Annotated in this window: 21 protein-coding genes; 16 read left to right on the plus strand and 5 right to left on the minus strand. The window is 58.1% G+C overall.

Annotated features, from left to right (window positions below):
• The first annotated feature begins 53 nt into the window (after positions 1-53).
• From RBB80_RS24615 to RBB80_RS24645, 7 genes are all read left to right on the plus strand, one after another.
• Positions 54-227 (plus strand): hypothetical protein, encoded by a 174-nt coding sequence (locus RBB80_RS24615; protein WP_433964948.1) that lies wholly within the window; start codon positions 54-56, stop codon positions 225-227.
• Between the two features lie 44 nt (positions 228-271).
• Positions 272-1,525 carry a glycosyltransferase family 4 protein gene (locus RBB80_RS24620; protein ID WP_433964949.1) on the plus strand — a complete coding sequence of 418 codons (1,254 nt, stop codon included), beginning with the start codon at positions 272-274 and terminating at the stop codon, positions 1,523-1,525.
• A 16-nt stretch (positions 1,526-1,541) separates the two neighbouring features.
• On the plus strand, positions 1,542-2,792 hold the full coding sequence (locus RBB80_RS24625; protein WP_433964950.1) for a glycosyltransferase family 4 protein: 1,251 nt from the start codon (positions 1,542-1,544) through the stop codon (positions 2,790-2,792).
• Positions 2,793-2,865: 73 nt separating this feature from the next.
• The gene (locus tag RBB80_RS24630; RefSeq protein ID WP_433964951.1) at positions 2,866-3,240 is read left to right on the plus strand and encodes a hypothetical protein; all 375 of its coding nucleotides are present in this window, start codon (positions 2,866-2,868) and stop codon (positions 3,238-3,240) included.
• Positions 3,204-3,521 carry a hypothetical protein gene (locus RBB80_RS24635; protein ID WP_433964952.1) on the plus strand — a complete coding sequence of 106 codons (318 nt, stop codon included), beginning with the start codon at positions 3,204-3,206 and terminating at the stop codon, positions 3,519-3,521. The genes RBB80_RS24630 and RBB80_RS24635 overlap by 37 nt, the downstream gene beginning before the upstream one ends.
• Complete coding sequence (locus RBB80_RS24640; protein WP_433969851.1) at positions 3,476-4,039, plus strand: glycosyltransferase; 564 nt, start codon at positions 3,476-3,478, stop codon at positions 4,037-4,039. Before RBB80_RS24635 ends, RBB80_RS24640 begins: the two co-directional genes overlap by 46 nt.
• A gap of 12 nt (positions 4,040-4,051) precedes the next feature.
• A complete protein-coding gene (locus tag RBB80_RS24645; protein ID WP_433964953.1) occupies positions 4,052-4,669 on the plus strand; it encodes a putative colanic acid biosynthesis acetyltransferase in 618 nt (205 codons plus the stop codon).
• Positions 4,670-4,744: 75 nt separating this feature from the next.
• Here RBB80_RS24645 and RBB80_RS24650 read toward each other — a convergent pair whose 3' ends face one another.
• Positions 4,745-5,128 carry a response regulator gene (locus RBB80_RS24650; RefSeq protein WP_433964954.1) on the minus strand — a complete coding sequence of 128 codons (384 nt, stop codon included), beginning with the start codon at positions 5,126-5,128 and terminating at the stop codon, positions 4,745-4,747.
• A gap of 168 nt (positions 5,129-5,296) precedes the next feature.
• Here RBB80_RS24650 and RBB80_RS24655 point away from each other — a divergent pair, with 168 nt between their 5' ends.
• Positions 5,297-6,649 (plus strand): ABC transporter ATP-binding protein, encoded by a 1,353-nt coding sequence (locus RBB80_RS24655; protein WP_433969852.1) that lies wholly within the window; start codon positions 5,297-5,299, stop codon positions 6,647-6,649.
• Positions 6,646-8,436: an ABC transporter permease gene (locus tag RBB80_RS24660; protein ID WP_433964955.1), complete on the plus strand. Its 1,791-nt coding sequence runs from the start codon at positions 6,646-6,648 to the stop codon at positions 8,434-8,436. The genes RBB80_RS24655 and RBB80_RS24660 overlap by 4 nt, the downstream gene beginning before the upstream one ends.
• 124 nt (positions 8,437-8,560) lie before the next feature.
• On the opposite strand, the gene RBB80_RS24665 is transcribed toward RBB80_RS24660, so the two are convergent.
• Entirely contained in the window at positions 8,561-9,055 is a 495-nt protein-coding gene (locus RBB80_RS24665) for an AI-2E family transporter (RefSeq protein WP_433964956.1), read from the minus strand.
• Positions 9,056-9,189: 134 nt separating this feature from the next.
• Between RBB80_RS24665 and RBB80_RS24670 the strand changes: the two genes are divergently transcribed.
• The 4 genes from RBB80_RS24670 to RBB80_RS24685 all read left to right on the plus strand — a co-directional run bounded on the left by RBB80_RS24670 (position 9,190) and on the right by RBB80_RS24685 (position 13,450).
• Complete coding sequence (locus RBB80_RS24670; protein WP_433964957.1) at positions 9,190-10,527, plus strand: alpha-amylase domain-containing protein; 1,338 nt, start codon at positions 9,190-9,192, stop codon at positions 10,525-10,527.
• Between the two features lie 151 nt (positions 10,528-10,678).
• Positions 10,679-11,638, plus strand: a complete 960-nt coding sequence (locus RBB80_RS24675; RefSeq protein ID WP_433963888.1) for an IS5 family transposase — start codon at positions 10,679-10,681, stop codon at positions 11,636-11,638.
• A 280-nt stretch (positions 11,639-11,918) separates the two neighbouring features.
• Positions 11,919-12,617, plus strand: coding sequence for a phosphoribosylformylglycinamidine synthase subunit PurQ (gene purQ, locus RBB80_RS24680; RefSeq protein ID WP_433964958.1), 699 nt, complete (start codon positions 11,919-11,921; stop codon positions 12,615-12,617).
• A gap of 41 nt (positions 12,618-12,658) precedes the next feature.
• Entirely contained in the window at positions 12,659-13,450 is a 792-nt protein-coding gene (locus RBB80_RS24685) for a tyrosine-protein phosphatase (RefSeq protein ID WP_433964959.1), read from the plus strand.
• Positions 13,451-13,650: 200 nt separating this feature from the next.
• On the opposite strand, the gene RBB80_RS24690 is transcribed toward RBB80_RS24685, so the two are convergent.
• Genes RBB80_RS24690 through RBB80_RS24700 form a run of 3 tightly spaced genes read right to left on the minus strand, consistent with a single transcriptional unit; the run spans position 13,651 to position 14,961 of the window.
• Complete coding sequence (locus RBB80_RS24690) at positions 13,651-14,379, minus strand: SDR family NAD(P)-dependent oxidoreductase (protein ID WP_433964960.1); 729 nt, start codon at positions 14,377-14,379, stop codon at positions 13,651-13,653.
• 22 nt (positions 14,380-14,401) lie between these two features.
• Positions 14,402-14,605, minus strand: a complete 204-nt coding sequence (locus RBB80_RS24695) for a hypothetical protein (protein WP_433964961.1) — start codon at positions 14,603-14,605, stop codon at positions 14,402-14,404.
• Positions 14,602-14,961, minus strand: coding sequence for a hypothetical protein (locus RBB80_RS24700; protein ID WP_433964962.1), 360 nt, complete (start codon positions 14,959-14,961; stop codon positions 14,602-14,604). The genes RBB80_RS24695 and RBB80_RS24700 overlap by 4 nt, the downstream gene beginning before the upstream one ends.
• Positions 14,962-15,266: 305 nt before the next feature.
• On the opposite strand from RBB80_RS24700, the gene RBB80_RS24705 reads away from it, so the two are divergent.
• The 3 genes from RBB80_RS24705 to RBB80_RS24715 all read left to right on the plus strand — a co-directional run bounded on the left by RBB80_RS24705 (position 15,267) and on the right by RBB80_RS24715 (position 18,706).
• Complete coding sequence (locus tag RBB80_RS24705) at positions 15,267-15,566, plus strand: co-chaperone GroES (protein ID WP_020713919.1); 300 nt, start codon at positions 15,267-15,269, stop codon at positions 15,564-15,566.
• A gap of 102 nt (positions 15,567-15,668) precedes the next feature.
• Positions 15,669-17,342, plus strand: coding sequence for a chaperonin GroEL (gene groL, locus RBB80_RS24710; RefSeq protein WP_433964963.1), 1,674 nt, complete (start codon positions 15,669-15,671; stop codon positions 17,340-17,342).
• A gap of 392 nt (positions 17,343-17,734) precedes the next feature.
• The gene (locus RBB80_RS24715; protein WP_433964964.1) at positions 17,735-18,706 is read left to right on the plus strand and encodes a class I SAM-dependent methyltransferase; all 972 of its coding nucleotides are present in this window, start codon (positions 17,735-17,737) and stop codon (positions 18,704-18,706) included.
• Positions 18,707-18,715 lie beyond the last annotated feature (9 nt).

Below are 18,715 nucleotides of genomic sequence, written 5' to 3' on the forward strand. Positions count from 1 at the left end.
AAGGCAGATTCAATGACCTCAGGATTATTCGAACCACGGGTACTACCCGACAGATGGTCAAAGTCGACATCTCGAAGGTGATCAACGGGAAGGTTCCCGATCCTGTGCTCCAGGCCGAAGACATCGTGTTCCTGCCTAGCAATCCGATGAAGGCGGCGATCAAGAACGGCGGTATCTCTACACTGTTGGGTATTGCTTCGATTCTAATTCTCGCTATTCAACAGTAGTGATAGTCGCCTCGGGCCAGGCTTTGCATGAGAACCAAAAAGATATGGTCGTACCCTCGTCGGACGTTGACAAAGGCTTGAAGAAGAAGGTAAGGCTGGCCTACCTGGTGAGTCATCCTATCCAGTATCAGGCTCCGTTGTTGCGCCGCATCGCGCAGGAGCCGGACATCGACCTGACCGTCTTCTTCGGCTCGGACTTTTCGCTTCGCAGCTACCAGGATGAAGGCTTCGGCGTCGATGTGAAGTGGGACGTGCCGCTGTTGGAGGGATACCGTCATAAATTCCTGCCGGTGATTCGTGACGATGGCACGCAGACGGTGACGACTCCCCTGAACTACGGCATCTTCAGCGAGCTTCGCGGCCGCAAGGGAGAGCCCGGCTACGATCTGCTGTGGACGCATGGCTACAACATGGTGAATGCATTGCACGGAATGCTGGCCGCGAAGGCGCTGGGAATCCCCGTGCTGGTCCGCGCCGACATGTGGCTGCGAGACCGTGCGCGGAGTGGCCCGAAGCTTCTTCTGAAGACGCTGTTCTTTCAGTTCCTGAAACACATGGTGGATGGAGTTCTGCCGGTCGGCACGCTGAACGCAGAGTATTGGCGGCACTATCTGGGCGATGATGTCCCGTTTTTTCTGATGCCTTACGCGGTGGACAACGAGTACTTCCAGCGACGAAGCCTGGAAGCGGCTGCGACACGCGACGAGTTGCGACGAGAGCTCGGCCTTGAGGCCGGAAGACCAGTCATCCTTTTCGCTTCAAAGCTGCAGCAACGCAAATATTGCTCCGATCTGATGGACGCGTATGCGAATTTGATCAACGACGACACAGGCCAGCCGCACCCCTATCTGTTGATCGTTGGCGATGGCGAGGAACGAGCCGCGCTCGAAGAGAAGGCCAGGTCGAGCGGGTTGACGGACATTCGATTCTGCGGGTTTCGCAATCAGTCTGAGCTGCCGAGGTTCTTCGATCTTGCGAGCGTATTTGTCTTACCTGCTCGCCACGAGCCCTGGGGATTAGTGGTGAACGAGGTGATGAACGCGGGTCGTGCCGTGATTCTGTCCGACGATATTGGGTGCCAGCCCGATCTGGTGACAGATGGCGTAGAGGGATATGTGTTTCCCGTGCGGGATGTGAAGGCGCTCGCCGAAGCGCTGCGACGTGTGCTGGCGACGCCCGAGGCCGCGGCGCAGATGGGCCAGCGCGCACTCGACAGAATCAACGCCTGGAGCTTTGAAGAGGACATTCAGGCGCTGCGCCAGGCCATCGCGCAACTAACACGAAAGATCATCGCGTAGGACGGATCGCCTCTCCATGAGATCTCCTTATCAAAGCCGAGACGGCAAAGCGAAGAAGGTGAAGGTTGCCTACCTGGTGAGCCACCCGATCCAGTATCAGGCACCTTTGCTGCGGCGAATCGCGCAGGAGACTGACATCGAGCTGACCGTCTTCTTTGCATCGAACTTCTCCGTGCAGGAGTACGTCGACAAAGGATTTGGCGTGGACGTGAAGTGGGATGTGCCCCTGCTCGACGGCTATCGTTATGAATTTCTTCCGGCGATATGGGATAAGAGAAGAACCGGGCCGACGAGCCAGTTGAACTACGGCATCTTCAGCCGTCTGCGAGGAAGCAAAGGGAGAGACGGCTTCGACGTGCTTTGGGTGCATGGCTACTCGACGCTGAACACCCTGCAGGGAATGCTGATGGCAAAGGCGCTGGGGATTCCGGTGCTGCTTCGTGCGGAGTCGCGCCTGGGAAGAAAGCAGGACGGTGTTCTAAAGCAGGTAGCAAAGCGCCTTTTCTTTAGCGGATTGAAGCAGCTTGTCGACGGAGTGTTGCCGATTGGGAGTTTGAATGCTGCGTACTGGCGTCACACGCTCGGCGAGGATCTCCCGCAGTTCCTGATGCCGTATGCGGTGGACAACGAATACTTTCAGAGCCGCAGCCGCGAGGCCGGTCTTCGACAAGGGGATCTGTTGCGAGAGCTTGGCCTTGATGCGTCCCGGCCCGTCATTCTATTTGCTTCGAAGCTGCAGAAACGGAAGCGGTGCGAAGATCTGGTCAGGGCTTATCTCAGTCTTTGTTCTGAAGTGGAGAATAGCCCGATTCCCTACCTCCTAATCGTAGGCGACGGCGAGGAGCGGGCGGCGCTGGAGAGGCTCGTTTCGCAGAGTGGAGTCAGTGGAGTTCGCTTTTGCGGCTTTCGCAATCAATCCGAGCTGCCAGGTTTTTTCAATCTGGCGTCGGTCTTTGTCTTGCCCTCGCAGGATGAGCCATGGGGATTGATCGTGAACGAGGTGATGAACTCGGGACGTGCCATGATCCTATCCGATGACGTGGGCTGCCAACCCGATCTGGTGACCGATGGGGTCGAAGGGTGTGTGTTCCCCGTCGGCGATGTAGACGCGCTGACGGAGGCGCTGCGAAGAGTCCTCGAGCGGCCAGAGACAGCAGTGACCATGGGACGACATGGACGGAAGAGAATCTCTGGGTGGAGTTACGAGGAGGACATAGCGGGGCTTCGACGAGCAATCGCGGCCGTGACAAGGAGGCTGTCGACGTGATTACAACTTAAGTGCGCGCGGCTTGTAAGGACAAGCTCTGCTGCTATGCTTAAAAGTTGATAGTCGAAGAATTATGCGGATTTTGCACATCATTGGGACACTGAACCCTGAGGCTGGCGGCCCCACAGAGTCGGTACGCGTGCTACTGAGCTACGGACCCATCGGCTACACCGGCGAGGTCGTCACGCTCGACGACCCCTCGGCACCGTACCTTGACGATGTCGGATTTCCGGTTCATGCGCTTGGTCCTACCAACACGACCTATGGGTTCAACTCCAGGCTGCTCCCCTGGTTGAGAGATAATCGTCATCGTTTCGATGGCGTGGTGGTGAATGGACTTTGGCAGTACTGCGGCTATGCGGCTTGGCGAACGCTGGCAGGCAATACCCCTATGTCGTGTTTACTCACGGCATGCTGGACCCATACTTCAAGCATGCCTTTCCGTTGAAGCACATCAAGAAGTGGCTGTACTGGATTCCGGCAGAGTACTGGATCCTGCGCGGTGCGTATCGGGTGCTCTTCACTTCGAAGGCCGAGAAGCGGCTTGCGGAGCAGAGCTTCTGGCTGCATCGATGGAATGCCTATGTGGTGCCGTATGGTGCGAGCGGCCCGACCGGCGATCCGGAGTTGCAGAAGCGCGCTTTTTCGCGAAGTGCCCTGAGGCGAAAGGCAAGAGATACTTGGTGTTCCTGGGTCGCATTCATCGCAAGAAGGGCTGCGATATGCTGATCGACGCGTTCGCCAAGGTTGCAGCCGACGACCCTGATCTTTATCTGGTGATGGCGGGGCCTGACCAGCAGCAGTGGAGCGCGAAGCTGAAGGCGACGGCAGCGAACCTGGGGATTAAGGATCGCGTCTTCTGGCCTGGAATGGTTACAGGCGATGCCAAGTGGGGGGCGTTTTACGGGTCCGAGGCCTTCATCCTGCCTTCGCACCAGGAAAACTTCGGCATTGCAGTGGCCGAAGCGCTGGCCTGCGGCAAAGCAGTTTTGCTGGCCGACAAGGTAAATATTGCGGAGGAGATTGCGGAGGACGGCGCGGGTCTGATGGAGTTGGATACGCCGGATGGGACGCTGAAACTGCTGAAGGGGTGGATCGGCATGACGGTTGCGGAGCGACAGCGTATGTGCGAGTTGGCGTACCAGTGTTTTCATCGCCGTTACGATATGCGCGAGAACGCGAAGGCGATCATTCGGTTATTTGGAACAGCTACTGTCCTTACCCCTACCGCAGTTGAATCGGAGTAGCCGGGAGCGCCGATGCCTAAGCAGATTCATTACAACGCGGCAGACCATATCTCAGCGGAGACGGCCGCGGACCCCTACCTGCGACCCGCGTTTTCAGTGCAGGATCGGCTGAGGCGACTGAATTGGAACCTTTGCTGGGCCGTTTTTTATAGAACGTCACCAAGACCGTTACATTCCTGGAGAGCGTTTCTGCTTCGTCTCTTTGGAGCGAAGATGGGGCCGAACTGTCACTTCTATCCGCGCTCCAAGGTATGGGCTCCGTGGAATCTGATCTGCGCCGAGCAGGTAACGGCCGGAGATGGCGTCGAGATCTACAACCCGGCACCTGTGACGCTTGGGTCGCACGCTATCTTGTCCCAGGAAGCGTACCTGTGCGGGGCGACCCACGACTACGACGATCCGGCCTTCCCATTGATCGCGTATGCAATGAATATCGGGCCTTATGCGTGGGTCTGTGCGCGGGCCTCTGTCGCGCCCGGAGTCAATATGGCCGAGGGCGCGGTGCTTGGTCTGGGGTCGGTTGCCACGCGAAGTCTGGACGCCTGGACCGTGTACGCTGGAGTACCCGCAGTCAAAGTGAAGGAGCGCCGTCAGTTCCCTGTCCCCCTCATCCAACCGGATTTGAGGTAGTTCCTGCTATTTGGAGCAGAGAAAAGCAGGACCGAAGTCCTGCTGTTTCGTCGTTCGTCCGGAGCTTCCTGGAATCTATCCGCGCAGTTTTGCGAGAAGATCGGTCGGATGAACAGGCTTGGCGAGGATTTCGAACTCGTGACCTTGCGCACGAGATTTTTCGAGCAGATCCGCAGTAGCGGCCTGACCTGAGAAGAGAAGGATCTTGCACTTCGGTAGTTTGCTGCGGGTAATGATGGCCGCTTCGATCCCGGTCATGCCGGTCATGATGACGTCGCTGATGAGCATGTCAGGCTGGAAGCTCTCGAGCAGCTCGACGGCCTTCTCGCCGCTGAATACGGCACGCGCCTCAAAGCCTGCCTGATTGAGGATTATCGCCAGAGTATTCGCAATCACCTGCTCGTCGTCAGCGACCAGCACCTTGGGCTTGGGTGTTGCGGTAGAGACTAAATCTGCCATGCTAAGTTTCCCCAAAAGTAGAAGGTTCAAAGTTCAGTTTTAAATGTGACGTACGCAGGCGGCCGATTTATATTTCGCCCACCTAGTAATGATACGCTGAGCGCAGAGGTGGTTGACGAACAATCCACCACAAATTCAAGCACCGCCTCCAGTACCATCAAATTTCCTATGCAGCCAGCCATCATTCGTGCCGAACGTGTTGAAAAATACTATGCGCAACCGAGCGAGAACCGCATCCAGGTCATCTCGCCGACCGACCTCTCGATCACGGCCGGAGAGATCGTTGCGCTACTAGGGCCATCCGGCTCTGGGAAGTCGACCCTGCTGCGAATGTTGACCGGTCTGTCCGCGCCCTCTGCTGGCGAAGTTTACTGGCACGAAAAACCAATTGCAACCGCCGAGGTCAATGTTTCAATTGTGTTTCAAAGCTTCGCCCTCTTCCCCTGGCTCACCGTACTCGAAAATGTCGAAGCACCGCTGAAGGCACACGGTATGGAGGCTTCAGAGCGTCGCAAGCGCAGTCTGAAGATCCTCGACACGGTTGGTCTGGACGGCTTTCAGGCCGCCTATCCAAAAGAGCTCTCCGGTGGCATGCGGCAGCGGGTTGGCTTCGCGCGCGCCCTGGTCGTCGAGCCGGAGGTCCTGTTCATGGACGAGCCTTTCTCTGCCCTGGATGTGCTGACGGCGGAGAACCTGCGCAGTGAGCTGCTCGAACTGTGGCAGAACAAGACTATCCCGACGCAATCGATCTTCATCGTCACCCATAACATCGAAGAGGCCGTTCAGCTCGCTGATCGCATCATCGTGCTCGGGCGAAATCCTGGCCATGTGCGTACCGACTTCCGCGTCTCGATCCCCCACCCACGAGACCGCAAGGCGACCTCCTTCACGCAGCTGGTCGACTACATCTACAAGGTGCTGACGCAGCCCGATGCACAGCCGCCAGCGCTACCGCAGACTTCCACAGGAAAGAAGGTGCGCGATCAGAGGCAGATGCACTACCAGATGCTGCCACACGCGCGACCCGGCGGAATCGCAGGTTTGCTCGAGCTCGTACTCGACCACAACGGCAAGGACGACATCTATCGCCTCGCGGACGATCTCGCCTTCCAGATCGACGACCTGCTGCCAATCGTCGACGCGGCGCAGCTATTAGGTTTCCTGACGGTTACAGAAGGCGACGCCGCGATCACGCCCACCGGGGCGGAGTACGCAAACTCCGAGATCCTGCGACAGAAGGAGCTCTTTCGCAACGCTGCCGTCGGGAACGTTCTCCTCCTCCGTCAGATCGTGCGCGCCATCGAGTCCAAGAGCGACCGCAGCGTGCCCGAGGAGTTTTTCCACGACATGCTCGACGAGCAGTTCAGCGAAGACGAGACCCTTCGTCAGCTTGAGACCGCCATCAACTGGGGTCGCTACGCCGAACTCTTCGACTTCGATGCCTCCCGCCGCCGCTTCATTCAATCTGAAAAACTGCATCAGGACGCGGACACAAGCTCCACCGCGGAGATCGATGCATGATGAAGTTTCCGGATAGCTTCAGCAACATCCCAGGACGGGAGACGCTGGCGCGCTCGCAGGTGTTGCAGCGGAGCTGGCCGGTTGTGCTGGACCTCTGCGTCGCCGGCATCGGACTGGCGTGTTTTTATGGCGTCGTCGTGATCGCACGCTACTGGTTCGGACATCCTGAGCCGGAGATCGTCATCTCGCAGAGCCCGCATGCGCTGCCCCAGTATGCGTTCTATTCGGTCGTAAGAATCGGGCTTGCCTATTTGCTGAGCCTCATCTTCGCCATCGGCTACGGCTACATCGCGGCGTACAGCAAGCGCGTAGAGCCGTTGATGATTGCAGGCCTCGACATCCTGCAGTCGATTCCTGTTCTCAGTTTTCTGCCCGGCGTCATGTTGGCGATGGTTGCGCTCTTTCCTACACGGCAGATCGGTGTGGAGATGGGTGCGATTGTACTGATCTTCACCGGCCAGGTCTGGAACATGGCGTTCAGCTTTTACTCTTCGATCAAGAGCATTCCGCGCGAGCTGACTGAAGCCGCAAGCATCTACAAGTTTTCGCGCCTGCAGAAGCTGATTCAACTCGAGCTTCCGTACGCAGCGATCGGGCTGGTCTGGAACTCGATGGTGTCGGTTGCGGGCGGATGGTTCTTCCTGATGGCGTGCGAGATGTTCGTGCTCGGAACGCGCGACTTCAGGCTGCCTGGGCTGGGATCGTATCTACAGACCGCAGCCGGCACGGGAAACTACGCAGCCATCACATGGGGTCTGCTGACGATGATTGCGATCATCGTCGCGACCGATCAGCTCGTCTGGCGGCCTGTCATCGCATGGAGCGACAAGTTCAAATTCGAACAGGTAGAGAGTGGATCGCGGGTGCGCTCACCGCTGCTGCATCTTCTGCAGCACTCTCGTGGTCTTCGAAGCCTGCGGCATCACACTGTAGTTCCTCTGGAGGAGGGGCTGTATCGACGACTCGCAGACCAACGCGTCGTCGGGGCAGCGGCGAAGACCGCGAAGTCTGAAGGCCTGGTAGCGAAAAACGGCATTGTGTCTGCCGTCTTGCGCGGGCTTGTCATCGTAATCGCGGCGGTTGCGGTTCTCTATGCAGCCTGGCAGGCGTTGACGCTTCTGCGGCAGGTACAAGGGGGCGAGTTTGTTGGGATTCTGAAGGGTGCGATGGCTACCTTCCTGAGAGTGAATGTGGCGCTCATCCTCGCAGCCGCATGGACTATTCCGGCAGGCGTTGCGATTGGCTTTCATCCACGGCTGGCACGCATCGCGCAGCCTGTAGCGCAGATCGCAGCCTCCGTGCCTGCCACCGCGCTCTTCCCTGTTCTGCTGCTTGCACTGGTGCGGGTTGGTGGCGGAATGGGTATCGGCTCCATCGCGCTGATGCTGCTCGGAACGCAATGGTACATCCTGTTCAATGTGATCGCAGGAGCGATGGCGATCCCCTCCGACCTGAAAGAGGTCGCGACGCTCTTTCACTTCACCACTATCCAGAAGTGGAAGACGGTCATTCTGCCGGGGATCTTCCCCTTCCTGATCACGGGCCTGGTCACGGCGTCCGGTGGCGCGTGGAACGCCAGCATCATCGCAGAGTACTTCCGGCTGAAGAACCAGACGCTGCAGACGGTGGGGCTTGGAGCGGTGATCAGTGCAGCGACAGACAGCGGAAAGTTTCAGATTCTGCTTCTCGCCACCATCGTGATGGCGCTCATGGTGGTCACGATCAACCGGCTGGTATGGCGACCGCTCTACCGGCTGGCAGAGACACGCTACAAACTAGGCGGCTAGCTGACAATCCCCCGAATTTAATCTTCCGACCAACGGGAGGACCAGCGCCCTTCACTTCACCCTGAAAGGTATACACGTCACGAAGTGACCGCGCCACGCGTAGTGGGCCCGTCCGGCAGGACATCTAGCCCCTTGGCAGAGCAGGCGGCGGAGGCGGCGCTTTGCGAAAAGCAAAGATGATTGCCAGCAGCGGAGGCGCCAGCAGCACTCCCCAGAACGGGATGAGGATGCCCAGCACAATCGGGCCGAGGAAGGCAGCCCACCAGGGAACCTTGGTGGTGCGGTGCAGAACGTAAGGTCCAATGACGAGACCCTCAAGTATGACGATCAGCCCATAGAGGCCGAGCACGAGACCCAGGCGCCACTCGTCATGGCCGCTGAAGGCAACCGCCAGCACCGGCCCGATAAGCGCAATCATGCCGCCGAAGGTTGGGACGATCTGGAGGATACCCCCAAGGATCGCCCAGAACGGCGCGAACGGAACGCGGATCAGTTCAAGACCGATGAGCCACAAAACCCCAACGATCAGGGCGTCGAGCGTAGCGGCACGCCACCAGTTGAGCAGCGCTCCACCGGCCGTCTTGAGATGTGTCCTCGTATTGGTGTTTCGGATGTCCATACCAACCTGACCGTCCTCACGCGCATCTGACCTGCTGAAGCAGAACTATAACTCAAGCCACTTTCATTCGATGCGGACATCGCCGATGCGATGGAGACGCTCGCGCGAACAGGAAGGATTGGAGCAGGATCAAGATGGCTGTCATGATGCAGGCGTTTTACTGGGATGCCCCCAAGCACGATAAAAAAGAGCACGAGTGGTGGAACTTCGTCGCTGAAAAAGTGGAAGACCTCGCCAGGGCCGGCTTCAGTGCCCTTTGGCTGCCCCCCGTCTCGAAGGCTTCCGATCACACCTCCATGGGCTACGATCCCTACGACTACTTCGACCTCGGCGACTTCGATCAGAAGGGCGGTACCAAAACCTACTACGGCAACCGAGCAGAGTTAGAAGCGCTGATTGCGAAGGCACACGCAAACGGAATCGGGCTGTATGCGGACATGGTGCTCAACCACAACTCCGGCGCTGACGAGGAAGAGGTCAATCCGCTGGATGGTCAGAAGCGCTGGACGAAGTTCAATCCGAAGAGCGGCAAGTTTCCTCGCGACTGGAACTGCTTTCATCCCAGCCGCTACGAGCAGGTCATGATGGAAGGCGAGAACTTCGCGGGATTTCCCCACCTCTGCCATCGCAACCCCGTCGTCTACACGGCGATGTTTGAGTACGCGCGCTTTCTCATCGAAGAGCTTGGATTCGACGGCTTCCGCTTTGACTTTGTAAAGGGATTCGGCGCCTGGATCATCGGGCTGCTGGCGAAGTACCGCTACGTAAAAGATGGCAATGAGTTCACACCTTACGTTGTTGGTGAGATGTGGTCGGGCGGCGAAGATATCGAACAGTGGCTGGACAAAGTAAACAAGCTCACGGACACGCAGATTGCCGCATTCGATTTCCCTCTTCGCTACAAACTGAAGGATGTCTGCGACAAGCCAAGCTACGACCTGCGAAATCTGACCGACGGCGGCGCTGTGGTGATGAAGCGGCCTCTGCACGCGGCCACATTTGTCGACAATCATGACATGGGCGACAACGTGATCGTCAACGACAAGATGATGGCTTACTCCTTCATCATGGTGCACGAGGGGTATCCCAGTATCTTCTGGTACGACTACTACAACAATGGTCTGGCACGTCCGCTGACTCCGAACGGAATCGACGCGCTGATCATCGCGCACCACAAATTCGCAGGTGGCGACTCGCAGATTCTCCACGCCGACCCCGACCTCTACATCATGCAGCGTGTCGGTTACAAAGACGACATGGTCGATCAGCCGGGACTGATCTATGTGCTGAACAATCTTGGCGACAAGTGGTCTGGCACCTCGGTCAAAACAAAGTGGCCCAACCAGAAGTTTGCCCCGATCGCCTGGGACGGCCACGACACCGCACACCCGGACGAACGGACCACCGACGCAGACGGCAACTCCGAGTTCCCTGCTCCGCCTCGTGGCTTTGCTATCTACGCCCCCGTCTAGGGGTGTCCTGCCGGACGGGCGCCCTGCGCGGGCAGCGGTCACTTCGTGACTGGTATACCGTTTCCGGCAGGACGAACAGCCTAAGGAGAGTCTGCACAAGTTCTGCATCGCTTGCCTGATTGATTAATCTGATAGCTGCGAGGAGATTGCGATGAAGCAGCAGAGTCTGTCGAGTCAGGGTGTGTTTGAGAAGTACGGGCGGAAGAGTCGGCGGGAGTTGTTTCTGGACGAGATGGAGCAGGTGGTTCCATGGTCTGCGCTGGAAGCCCTGGTACGACCGCACTATGCGAAGGCGGGCAAGGGAGGGCAGCCGGTAGGGTTGGCGATCATGCTGCGGACTTACTTTGTGCAGCAGTGGTTCAATCTGTCGGACCCTGGGGTGGAAGAGGCGTTGTACGAGTCTGCGGCGCTGCGGCGGTTCGTTGGCGTGGACCTTGGGATTGCGCCTGCGCCGGATGAGACGACCATCCTGCGGTTCCGTCATCTGCTGGAGAGGCACGAGCTGGGCGGGTTGATGCTGGATGCGGTGAACGTGCATCTGGATGCCAGGGGCATCCGGATCGCGACGGGCACGATTGTCGATGCGACCATCCTGCATGCGCCTTCGTCGACCCAGAACGCGAGTGGCGAGCGCGACCCGGCGATGCACCAGACCAGGAAGGGCAACCAGTGGTACTTCGGCCTGAAGGCGCATATCGGCGTGGACGCGAGGGAGGGCATCGTCCACTCTGTGGCGACGAGCGCAGCCAGCGTGGCGGACTGCCACATGTTACCGGAACTGCTGCACGGCCAAGAGCGTAAGGTGTGGGGCGACGGCGGCTATCAGGGCCAGACCGACGCCATCCAAGAGGCCGCTCCGAAGGCACAGGACATGACCTGCAAGCGGACGAAGTTCAAAAACTATGTCGACGAGTTACAGAAAAAGAAGAACCGGAGTAAGTCGAGGGTGCGGGCCAAGGTAGAACATCCGTTCCGGATCCTGAAGCGCATCTTCGGCTTCGACAAAGTGAGATACAGAGGCATCGCGAAGAACCATCACCGCCTGTGCGCGAACTTCGCGCTGGTGAACCTGTACCTGCACCGCAAACGTCTGGCAGTCCTTGGGCAGTAGTGCGCCTGGAAGCCCCGGAAAACGGGCGGATGCGCGTTCCAATTAGCCCTCCAACAGCATCAAACCAACCAAAACCCGCGCATCTTCCATGCCCACTCCCTGACCCCAGAAAGTCAGACGCCTACGCAGAGGTTCCCTAAGTCCTCCCGTTGGTCGGCACGAGTTCCAACCGGCGACCAACGGGAGCGACACGCGAAGCGGTATGCAAGTCACGAAGTGACCGCCGCCCGCGCAGGGCGCCCGTCCGGCAGGACGAATGTGCGAATGCTATCCTTAAAGCATGAAATTTGGCGTTCTCGTCTTCCCCGGGTCCAACTGCGACCACGACACACACCATGTAGTCGACTCGATCGCGCACCAACCCGTGACCTACCTCTGGCACGCCTCCGAGGACCTTCAAGGCTGCGACGCGATCCTCGTTCCCGGCGGATTTGCCTACGGCGACTACCTCAGAACAGGCGCCATTGCACGTTTCGCTCCAGTCATGCAATCAGTGAAGAAGTTTGCTCAGGGCGGCGGGCTGGTGATGGGAATCTGCAACGGCTTTCAGATTCTGTGCGAAGCAGGTCTCCTTCCCGGCGCGCTGATGCGTAACGCCAGCCAGCACTACATCTGCAAGCAGACGTTCCTACGCACCGAAACAAACCATTCTCCCTTCACGCACGGCCTCTCCCGCGGAAAAGTACTGCAGATGCCGATCGGGCACATGGAAGGCAATTACTTCTGCGATTCGGACACGCTGCAAACGCTCAAGAAGGAAGATCGCATTGCCTTTCGCTACGCGACCCGTGAGGGCATGGTGACGGCTGCAGCGAATCCGAACGGGTCGCTGGAAAATATCGCCGGCGTGCTCAGTGAGGGGCGAAATGTGCTCGGGTTGATGCCCCATCCAGATCGATCGAGCGAGATACTGCTGGGATCTGAAGATGGGTTGCTGCTGTTTCAGGCGATGGCAGAGTCGTTGGCTTCGGCCCGGTAGGGCTGCGAATCGAACAGACGCGGTGGTAACCTGATCACGCGATGATTGACATTCACCATCACCTTCTGTGGGGCATGGACGATGGTGCTTCGAACCTCGAGACCTCGGTCGCCATGGCGAAGATGGCTGCGGCAGATGGGATCACGCATATCGTGTGTTCCCCGCATTCGAACGGGCAGTATTTCTACGACCCTCCTGTAATCGACGCGAAGATTGCCGAGTTGCAAGGGCTCCTGGATCGTGACGCAGTCGGCGTGAAGTTGGGCCGGGGATGCGACTTCCACATGTCGTATGAAAATATCCAGGAAGCCAAATTGGACCCGACGAAGTTCAGCATCAACGGGCTTGGTTATTTGCTGGTCGAGGTTCCGGACTATGGGCTGCCCCGTGGGCTTACGGAGATCTTCTATCAACTGCAGCTTACCGGGCTTACGCCGATTCTGACCCATCCGGAGAGGAACCCTACCCTGCAGAACGATCACGATCGAATCGCGGAGTGGCTACAACGCGGTGTGCTGGTGCAGGTGACGGCTGCGTCTGTATTGGGACGGATGGGTAAACACGCTGAACGGATGGCACATGAGCTGCTCGAAAATCGATGGGTAAATTTCTTAGCGACCGATGCGCACAATACGACATCGCGCTCGCCGAAGATGCGGGAGGCGTTCGAACTGGTGGCGAAGAAGTATGGCCCGGACTATGCGCACCTGCTGTGTGTGTCCAACCCGCTGGCCGTGTTTTTGGGAAAGCCGATGCCGCCGCAGTTGGAACCGCTGAATCTCTACGACGAACTGCAGGAGAAGAGCTGGTGGCGGAGACTGCTGGGACGGTAGATTCGCTTTGGAAGAAGGTCCTGCCGGACGGGCCCACTGCGCGTGGGGCGGGCGTTCGCACGCCCTTTTAGAGCTTCGCCTGGTCCTCCCGAGGGTCGGAATGATCATAATCGCGACCATCGGGAGCGCCGGGCGAAGCGGTATACGCGTCACGAAGTGACCGCCCCACGCGCAGTGGGCCCGTCCGGCAGGACCTATCTTTACAGTCCGAGGCCGCCGTCGACGGCGAGGAGTTGGCCGGTGATGAAGTGGGGAGCGGTGGCGAAGAAGATGGCCGCGGCCGCAACGTCTTCGGCGGCGCCGTTGCGCTGCATGGGAGTCTTGCGGGCGAAGTGCTCATACGCCTCATCGACCTCGCCCTGGACAATCATGCCGGGTGCGATGCAGTTGACGCTGATCTCAGGGGCCCAGGCCTTTGCCATGGTCTTGGAGAGCATATGCAGGGCTGCCTTGGACGTGCAGTAGTGGCCATGAGTCGCCCAGGGATGCAGGCCTCCGAGCGAGCCGATGTTGAGGATGCGTCCTTTGACGGCGCGAAGGTGCGGGTGCGCTGCCTTGGCCATAAGGAATGGAGCGCGGGTGTTGGTCGTGAACATCGCGTCCCATTGGTCGACCGAGATGTCTTCGAGGGCTTCGGAGGCGAAGATACCCGCGTTATTGACGAGAAGATCTATGCGTCCCAGATCGTTGACGACTGCGGCCACGGTCTGCTCGATATCTTCGGGATTGCGGAGATCGCAGCGGATGGCAAGAGCGTCAACGTCGTGCTCCGCCAGAGCACGCACGGTCTCCTCTGCCTCAATTTGAGAGGCGAGATAGGTGATAGCCACATCCGCGCCGCGTTCAGCGAGCGCCAAAGCAATGGAACGACCGATGCGTTTAGCTGCTCCAGTTACGAGCACACTCTTCCCTGTTAGCGGCCTGTCCATAAACTCCTTGTTGCTACTTCCGTTATAGCTGGGGTGTCGAGTTGGGAGGGGCAGGCTGCTGTGGAGTTGCAGGCTGAGTACTCGGCGCAGGTTTCGTGGTTGGCCTTACAGGCTCCTGGACGCCGGGCTTCCTGGTTGCGGCTTTCCCATCGTTGTTCTCGTAGGAAGATACCTGCTCCCTGGGATGAATCATGGCGACGGAGATCTCTTTGCTGGGCTCTTTCACTTCGTACTCTTCGGCAAAGGTTGCGAAGCCCTGCGCGATGACCTGCACGCGAACTGTGCTGCCTGTTGGGATAACGTCGATGATGGCCTTGCCATCGGGATCGGTCTTGACCTCGAGGTTCCCTCGTCTTTGCCGTCCATCGACGGGTTAAAGATAACGGCGGCATTCATGATGGGCTTGCCGTTGAACTTTTTTACGACGGTCACTTCGATGTGGGAGGTGGCGGGAGGGGACTTGTACTTGCGGCCTCGTTTTACCGGGGAGGCCTGATCCTGAGCCTTGACGGGAAGGCTGGATGCGAAAGCAAAGAGGAGAACGAGAAACGATAGCGACAAGACGGTGTGGCGTGACGGCATGGCCACATTCTACGACTTTTGAGGTGCGATTGGTGGATTTGGGGGTGCCGCCCGCAGCCCGCAGATGCTTGCGCGAGTTTCACTCACATTTCACGCAGCCGGGTTGACAACTGCAAGCGAGCTGACTATCGTTAGCAATCGGAAGGCTCGAGTGCTAATGGTTCGCGGGTTTGCTGTGAGCCGGGCCTTTTGGGCCTATTCCACTCTTTTATTTGCAGCTCGTCTGTCGGTAGATGGCCGGGGCTGCGCTCTACAACGCGAACGGGTTGCCGTTCGCCAAAAATCGCACCAAGGAGATGTAAGCAATGGCGACAACATCATTTACACCGCTGCATGACCGGATTCTGGTTCGGCGCATTGAAGAGGGCGAAAGCATTCGTGGCGGGATCATTATCCCGGATTCAGCAAAAGAAAAGCCACAGCAGGGCGAGGTGATCTCCGTCGGCAAGGGCAAGTCGAACGACGAAGGTAAGGTGTTCCCGCTGGATGTGAAGGCCGGCGACAGCATTCTGTTTGGCAAGTACTCAGGTACCGAGATCAAGATCGACGGCGAAGAGCTGCTGATCATGCGTGAAGAAGAAGTACTCGGAATCCTCAAGAAGTAGGCACTTCGTGACGTATAACGTGGCTTTGCCGCCTAATCGGCGCTTCGGGCGCCTCACATAAACACTTTCACCAGCATTTCCGCTGGCAACAGGAGTAAGACAATGGCAAAACAGATTCTGCATGGAGAAGATTCACGTCAGGCTATCCTGCGTGGTGTCAATATTTTGGCCGACGCAGTGAAGGTGACGCTTGGACCGAAGGGTCGCAATGTCGTTATCGAGAAGAAGTTTGGTTCGCCGACGATCACCAAGGACGGCGTGACCGTGGCGAAGGAGATTGAGCTTTCGAACTCGCTCGAGAACATGGGCGCGCAGATGGTTCGCGAAGTGGCTTCGAAGACCTCAGACGTTGCCGGCGACGGTACCACCACTGCTACCGTTCTCGCCCAGGCGATCTATCGCGAGGGTGTGAAGACAGTTGCTGCCGGCGCAAACCCGATGGCGTTGAAGCGCGGTATCGATAAGGCTGTTGAGGCCATCATCGGCAAGCGCGATGAGAATGGCGTCTCGGTTGGTGGTGCGTTGTCGACGTTCTCGAAGCCGGTTTCGGGCGACATGATCGCCCAGGTCGGAACGATTTCGGCCAACTCGGACTCGCAGATCGGCACGATCATCGCCGAAGCGATGAAGAAGGTTGGCAAGGATGGCGTGATCACGGTTGAAGAGTCTCGCACCATGGAGACGCAGCTCGATGTCGTCGAGGGAATGCAGTTCGATCGCGGTTATCTTTCGCCTTACTTCGTGACGGATGCGGAGCGGATGGAAGTTGCTCTTGAGAACCCCTACATCCTGATCTACGAGAAGAAGATCTCGTCGATGAAGGACCTGCTTCCCTTGCTCGAACAGATCGCCCGCACCGCCAAGCCCCTCGTCATCATTGCTGAGGATGTGGACGGTGAGGCGCTTGCAACTCTGGTCGTCAACAAGCTGCGCGGGACGTTGAATGTCGCGGCTGTGAAGGCTCCTGGCTTCGGCGATCGTCGTAAGGCGATGCTGCAGGATATCGCGATTCTGACCGGCGGCAAGGCGATCACGGAAGACCTCGGCATCAAGCTCGAGGGCGTCAAGATCGATGACCTCGGCACTGCGAAGCGCGTGACGATCGACAAAGACAACACCACCATCGTCGATGGCGGCGGTAAGGATGGCGATGTCGAAGGCCGCGTGAAGGAGATTCGCGCACAGATCGACAAGACCACCTCCGACTACGACCGTGAGAAGCTGCAGGAGCGCCTGGCCAAGCTGGTTGGCGGCGTTGCAGTGATCAAGGTTGGTGCGGCAACCGAGACCGAGATGAAGGAAAAGAAGGCTCGTGTTGAAGATGCGATGCATGCGACGCGCGCGGCTGTTGAGGAAGGGATCGTCCCGGGCGGCGGTGTGGCGTTTGTTCGCTGCGCCTCTGCGGTTGAGGAAGTGATCAAGAAGCTCGAAGGCGATGAGAAGATCGGCGCCACGATCATTCGTCGCGCGATTGAAGAGCCTTTGCGCATGATCGTTTCGAACGCTGGCGAAGAGGGCGCGGTTGTAATCGGCAAGATCCACGAGTCGAAGGAGCACAACTACGGCTACAACGCCGCGACGGGCGCCTACGAGGACCTGGTGAAGGCTGGCGTTATCGATCCTACGAAGGTGACGCGTACTGCTCTGCAGAATGCGGCTTCGATCGCTGGGTTGATGCTGACCACCGAGGCGATGATCGCTGATATCCCGGAGAAGAAGGAAGCTGCGGGCGGCGGACATCAGCATGGCGGCGGCGGTATGGACGGCATGTACTAAGAGGTTGTTTCAAGAAAAAAGTGGAGCCCCGGTGAGAGCCGGGGCTTTGCTGTTTTTGCTGGAATTTTAAAGGGTGTTTTGGGAAAAGCGGTGTTTTGGATGATGGTTTTTGGTGGTGAAGATGTGGTGTTTTGCGTGGTGAACGTGGTGTTTTGGATGGCTGTTTTATGGAGCTGAAAGATGCGCCACCACAACTCAACTTTTTCTGTGGAAATTCGATTTTTCTTATGTTCGCCGGTGGATCGTCTCGTTGGCCCGTTGTCGGCTTCTTCGGGTTTCGGGTGGAAACGAAGATTTGACCTTTGAATGACCGGGGAATGACAAGGCCGAAGCTGACTGGGTGATAAGGTTCCTCTTCAGGTCTCTGGATCCTGGAGGGAATGTAGCGCTTTATGTCGACGAAGATGCCAGTTAGAGCGCTGCTGCGGAGAAAGCTGCCGCCTGACGTGTATGGCGGCCTTCGCACAGTGAAGGGGTCTCCGGTTCGCGCGTTTCAGTGGGCGATGGATCAGTGCGGGTTTGTCGTGGCGAGGAAGAGCGACTACTATTCGCCGCTGCCTTCGCGGCGAAGACTGCAGTCGACGCGGGAACGGTGGGACAGACCTAGTGCCCTGCTGGGTGTTGAGTACGATCTGGCGGGGATGAAGGGTACGCTGGCCGAGCTGCTCGCTTTGTACCAGAAGGAGTTCCTCGAGCTGATGCCTTATGAAGAGGCTTTGCAGCTTGGGTTTGGCCCTGGCTTCCCGCGGCTGGATGCGATGGTTTTGTATGCGATGCTGCGTTTGAAAAAGCCTAAGCGGTATGTCGAGGTTGGGTCTGGGTTGTCGACCTACTACGCAAGTCTCGCGGCTGAGCGAAATGCGCGGGAGGGCAGCCCGATGAGGATCACGTGTGTTGAACCCTATCCGTTCGAGGCTTTGTGGGAGATACCTGAAGTTCGAGTGGTGCAACAGGAGGTGCAGGATGTGGGAACTGAACTGTTCACGTCGCTGGGCAGGAATGATGTGCTCTTCATCGACTCAAGCCACATCGTGAGGCTGGATGGAGATGTGCCGTTTTTGTTTCTCGAAGTGCTGCCTGCGATGGCTCCTGGAACGGTGATTCACGTTCACGACATTCCATTTCCGTATCATGGGCCCTATCCGGCGGAGTATTGGATCTATGAGAGTGTGTGGCCGATGTGGTGGAACGAGTCGATGCTGCTGCATGCGCTGCTGTGTGGAAACGGCCAGTTTGCAGTGACGCTGTCGGCTCCGCTGATTCGCCATCATGACGAGGAGTTTCTGCGCAGGGTGGTGTCGGACTATCGTGGAGTCGACGAGGAGCCTAATACGTTTTCGTCGATTTGGATCGAGAAGATCTGAAGCTGTCTG

This window comes from Tunturiibacter gelidiferens, from assembly GCF_051013345.1.
Classification (GTDB): Bacteria; Acidobacteriota; Terriglobia; order Terriglobales; family Acidobacteriaceae; genus Edaphobacter; species Edaphobacter gelidiferens_A.

What these genes read in the sequence shown, in the direction of transcription:
- RBB80_RS24615 (WP_433964948.1), top strand. Translation starts at nt 54, where the DNA reads ATGGTCAAAGTCGACATCTCGAAGGTGATCAACGGGAAGGTTCCCGAT.
- RBB80_RS24620 (WP_433964949.1), top strand. Translation starts at nt 272, where the DNA reads ATGGTCGTACCCTCGTCGGACGTTGACAAAGGCTTGAAGAAGAAGGTA.
- RBB80_RS24625 (WP_433964950.1), top strand. Translation starts at nt 1,542, where the DNA reads ATGAGATCTCCTTATCAAAGCCGAGACGGCAAAGCGAAGAAGGTGAAG.
- RBB80_RS24630 (WP_433964951.1), top strand. Translation starts at nt 2,866, where the DNA reads ATGCGGATTTTGCACATCATTGGGACACTGAACCCTGAGGCTGGCGGC.
- RBB80_RS24635 (WP_433964952.1), top strand. Translation starts at nt 3,204, where the DNA reads ATGCTGGACCCATACTTCAAGCATGCCTTTCCGTTGAAGCACATCAAG.
- RBB80_RS24645 (WP_433964953.1), top strand. Translation starts at nt 4,052, where the DNA reads ATGCCTAAGCAGATTCATTACAACGCGGCAGACCATATCTCAGCGGAG.
- RBB80_RS24650 (WP_433964954.1), bottom strand. Translation starts at nt 5,128, where the DNA reads ATGGCAGATTTAGTCTCTACCGCAACACCCAAGCCCAAGGTGCTGGTC.
- RBB80_RS24655 (WP_433969852.1), top strand. Translation starts at nt 5,297, where the DNA reads ATGCAGCCAGCCATCATTCGTGCCGAACGTGTTGAAAAATACTATGCG.
- RBB80_RS24660 (WP_433964955.1), top strand. Translation starts at nt 6,646, where the DNA reads ATGATGAAGTTTCCGGATAGCTTCAGCAACATCCCAGGACGGGAGACG.
- RBB80_RS24665 (WP_433964956.1), bottom strand. Translation starts at nt 9,055, where the DNA reads ATGGACATCCGAAACACCAATACGAGGACACATCTCAAGACGGCCGGT.
- RBB80_RS24670 (WP_433964957.1), top strand. Translation starts at nt 9,190, where the DNA reads ATGGCTGTCATGATGCAGGCGTTTTACTGGGATGCCCCCAAGCACGAT.
- RBB80_RS24675 (WP_433963888.1), top strand. Translation starts at nt 10,679, where the DNA reads ATGAAGCAGCAGAGTCTGTCGAGTCAGGGTGTGTTTGAGAAGTACGGG.
- purQ (WP_433964958.1), top strand. Translation starts at nt 11,919, where the DNA reads ATGAAATTTGGCGTTCTCGTCTTCCCCGGGTCCAACTGCGACCACGAC.
- RBB80_RS24685 (WP_433964959.1), top strand. Translation starts at nt 12,659, where the DNA reads ATGATTGACATTCACCATCACCTTCTGTGGGGCATGGACGATGGTGCT.
- RBB80_RS24690 (WP_433964960.1), bottom strand. Translation starts at nt 14,379, where the DNA reads ATGGACAGGCCGCTAACAGGGAAGAGTGTGCTCGTAACTGGAGCAGCT.
- RBB80_RS24700 (WP_433964962.1), bottom strand. Translation starts at nt 14,961, where the DNA reads ATGCCGTCACGCCACACCGTCTTGTCGCTATCGTTTCTCGTTCTCCTC.
- RBB80_RS24705 (WP_020713919.1), top strand. Translation starts at nt 15,267, where the DNA reads ATGGCGACAACATCATTTACACCGCTGCATGACCGGATTCTGGTTCGG.
- groL (WP_433964963.1), top strand. Translation starts at nt 15,669, where the DNA reads ATGGCAAAACAGATTCTGCATGGAGAAGATTCACGTCAGGCTATCCTG.
- RBB80_RS24715 (WP_433964964.1), top strand. Translation starts at nt 17,735, where the DNA reads ATGTCGACGAAGATGCCAGTTAGAGCGCTGCTGCGGAGAAAGCTGCCG.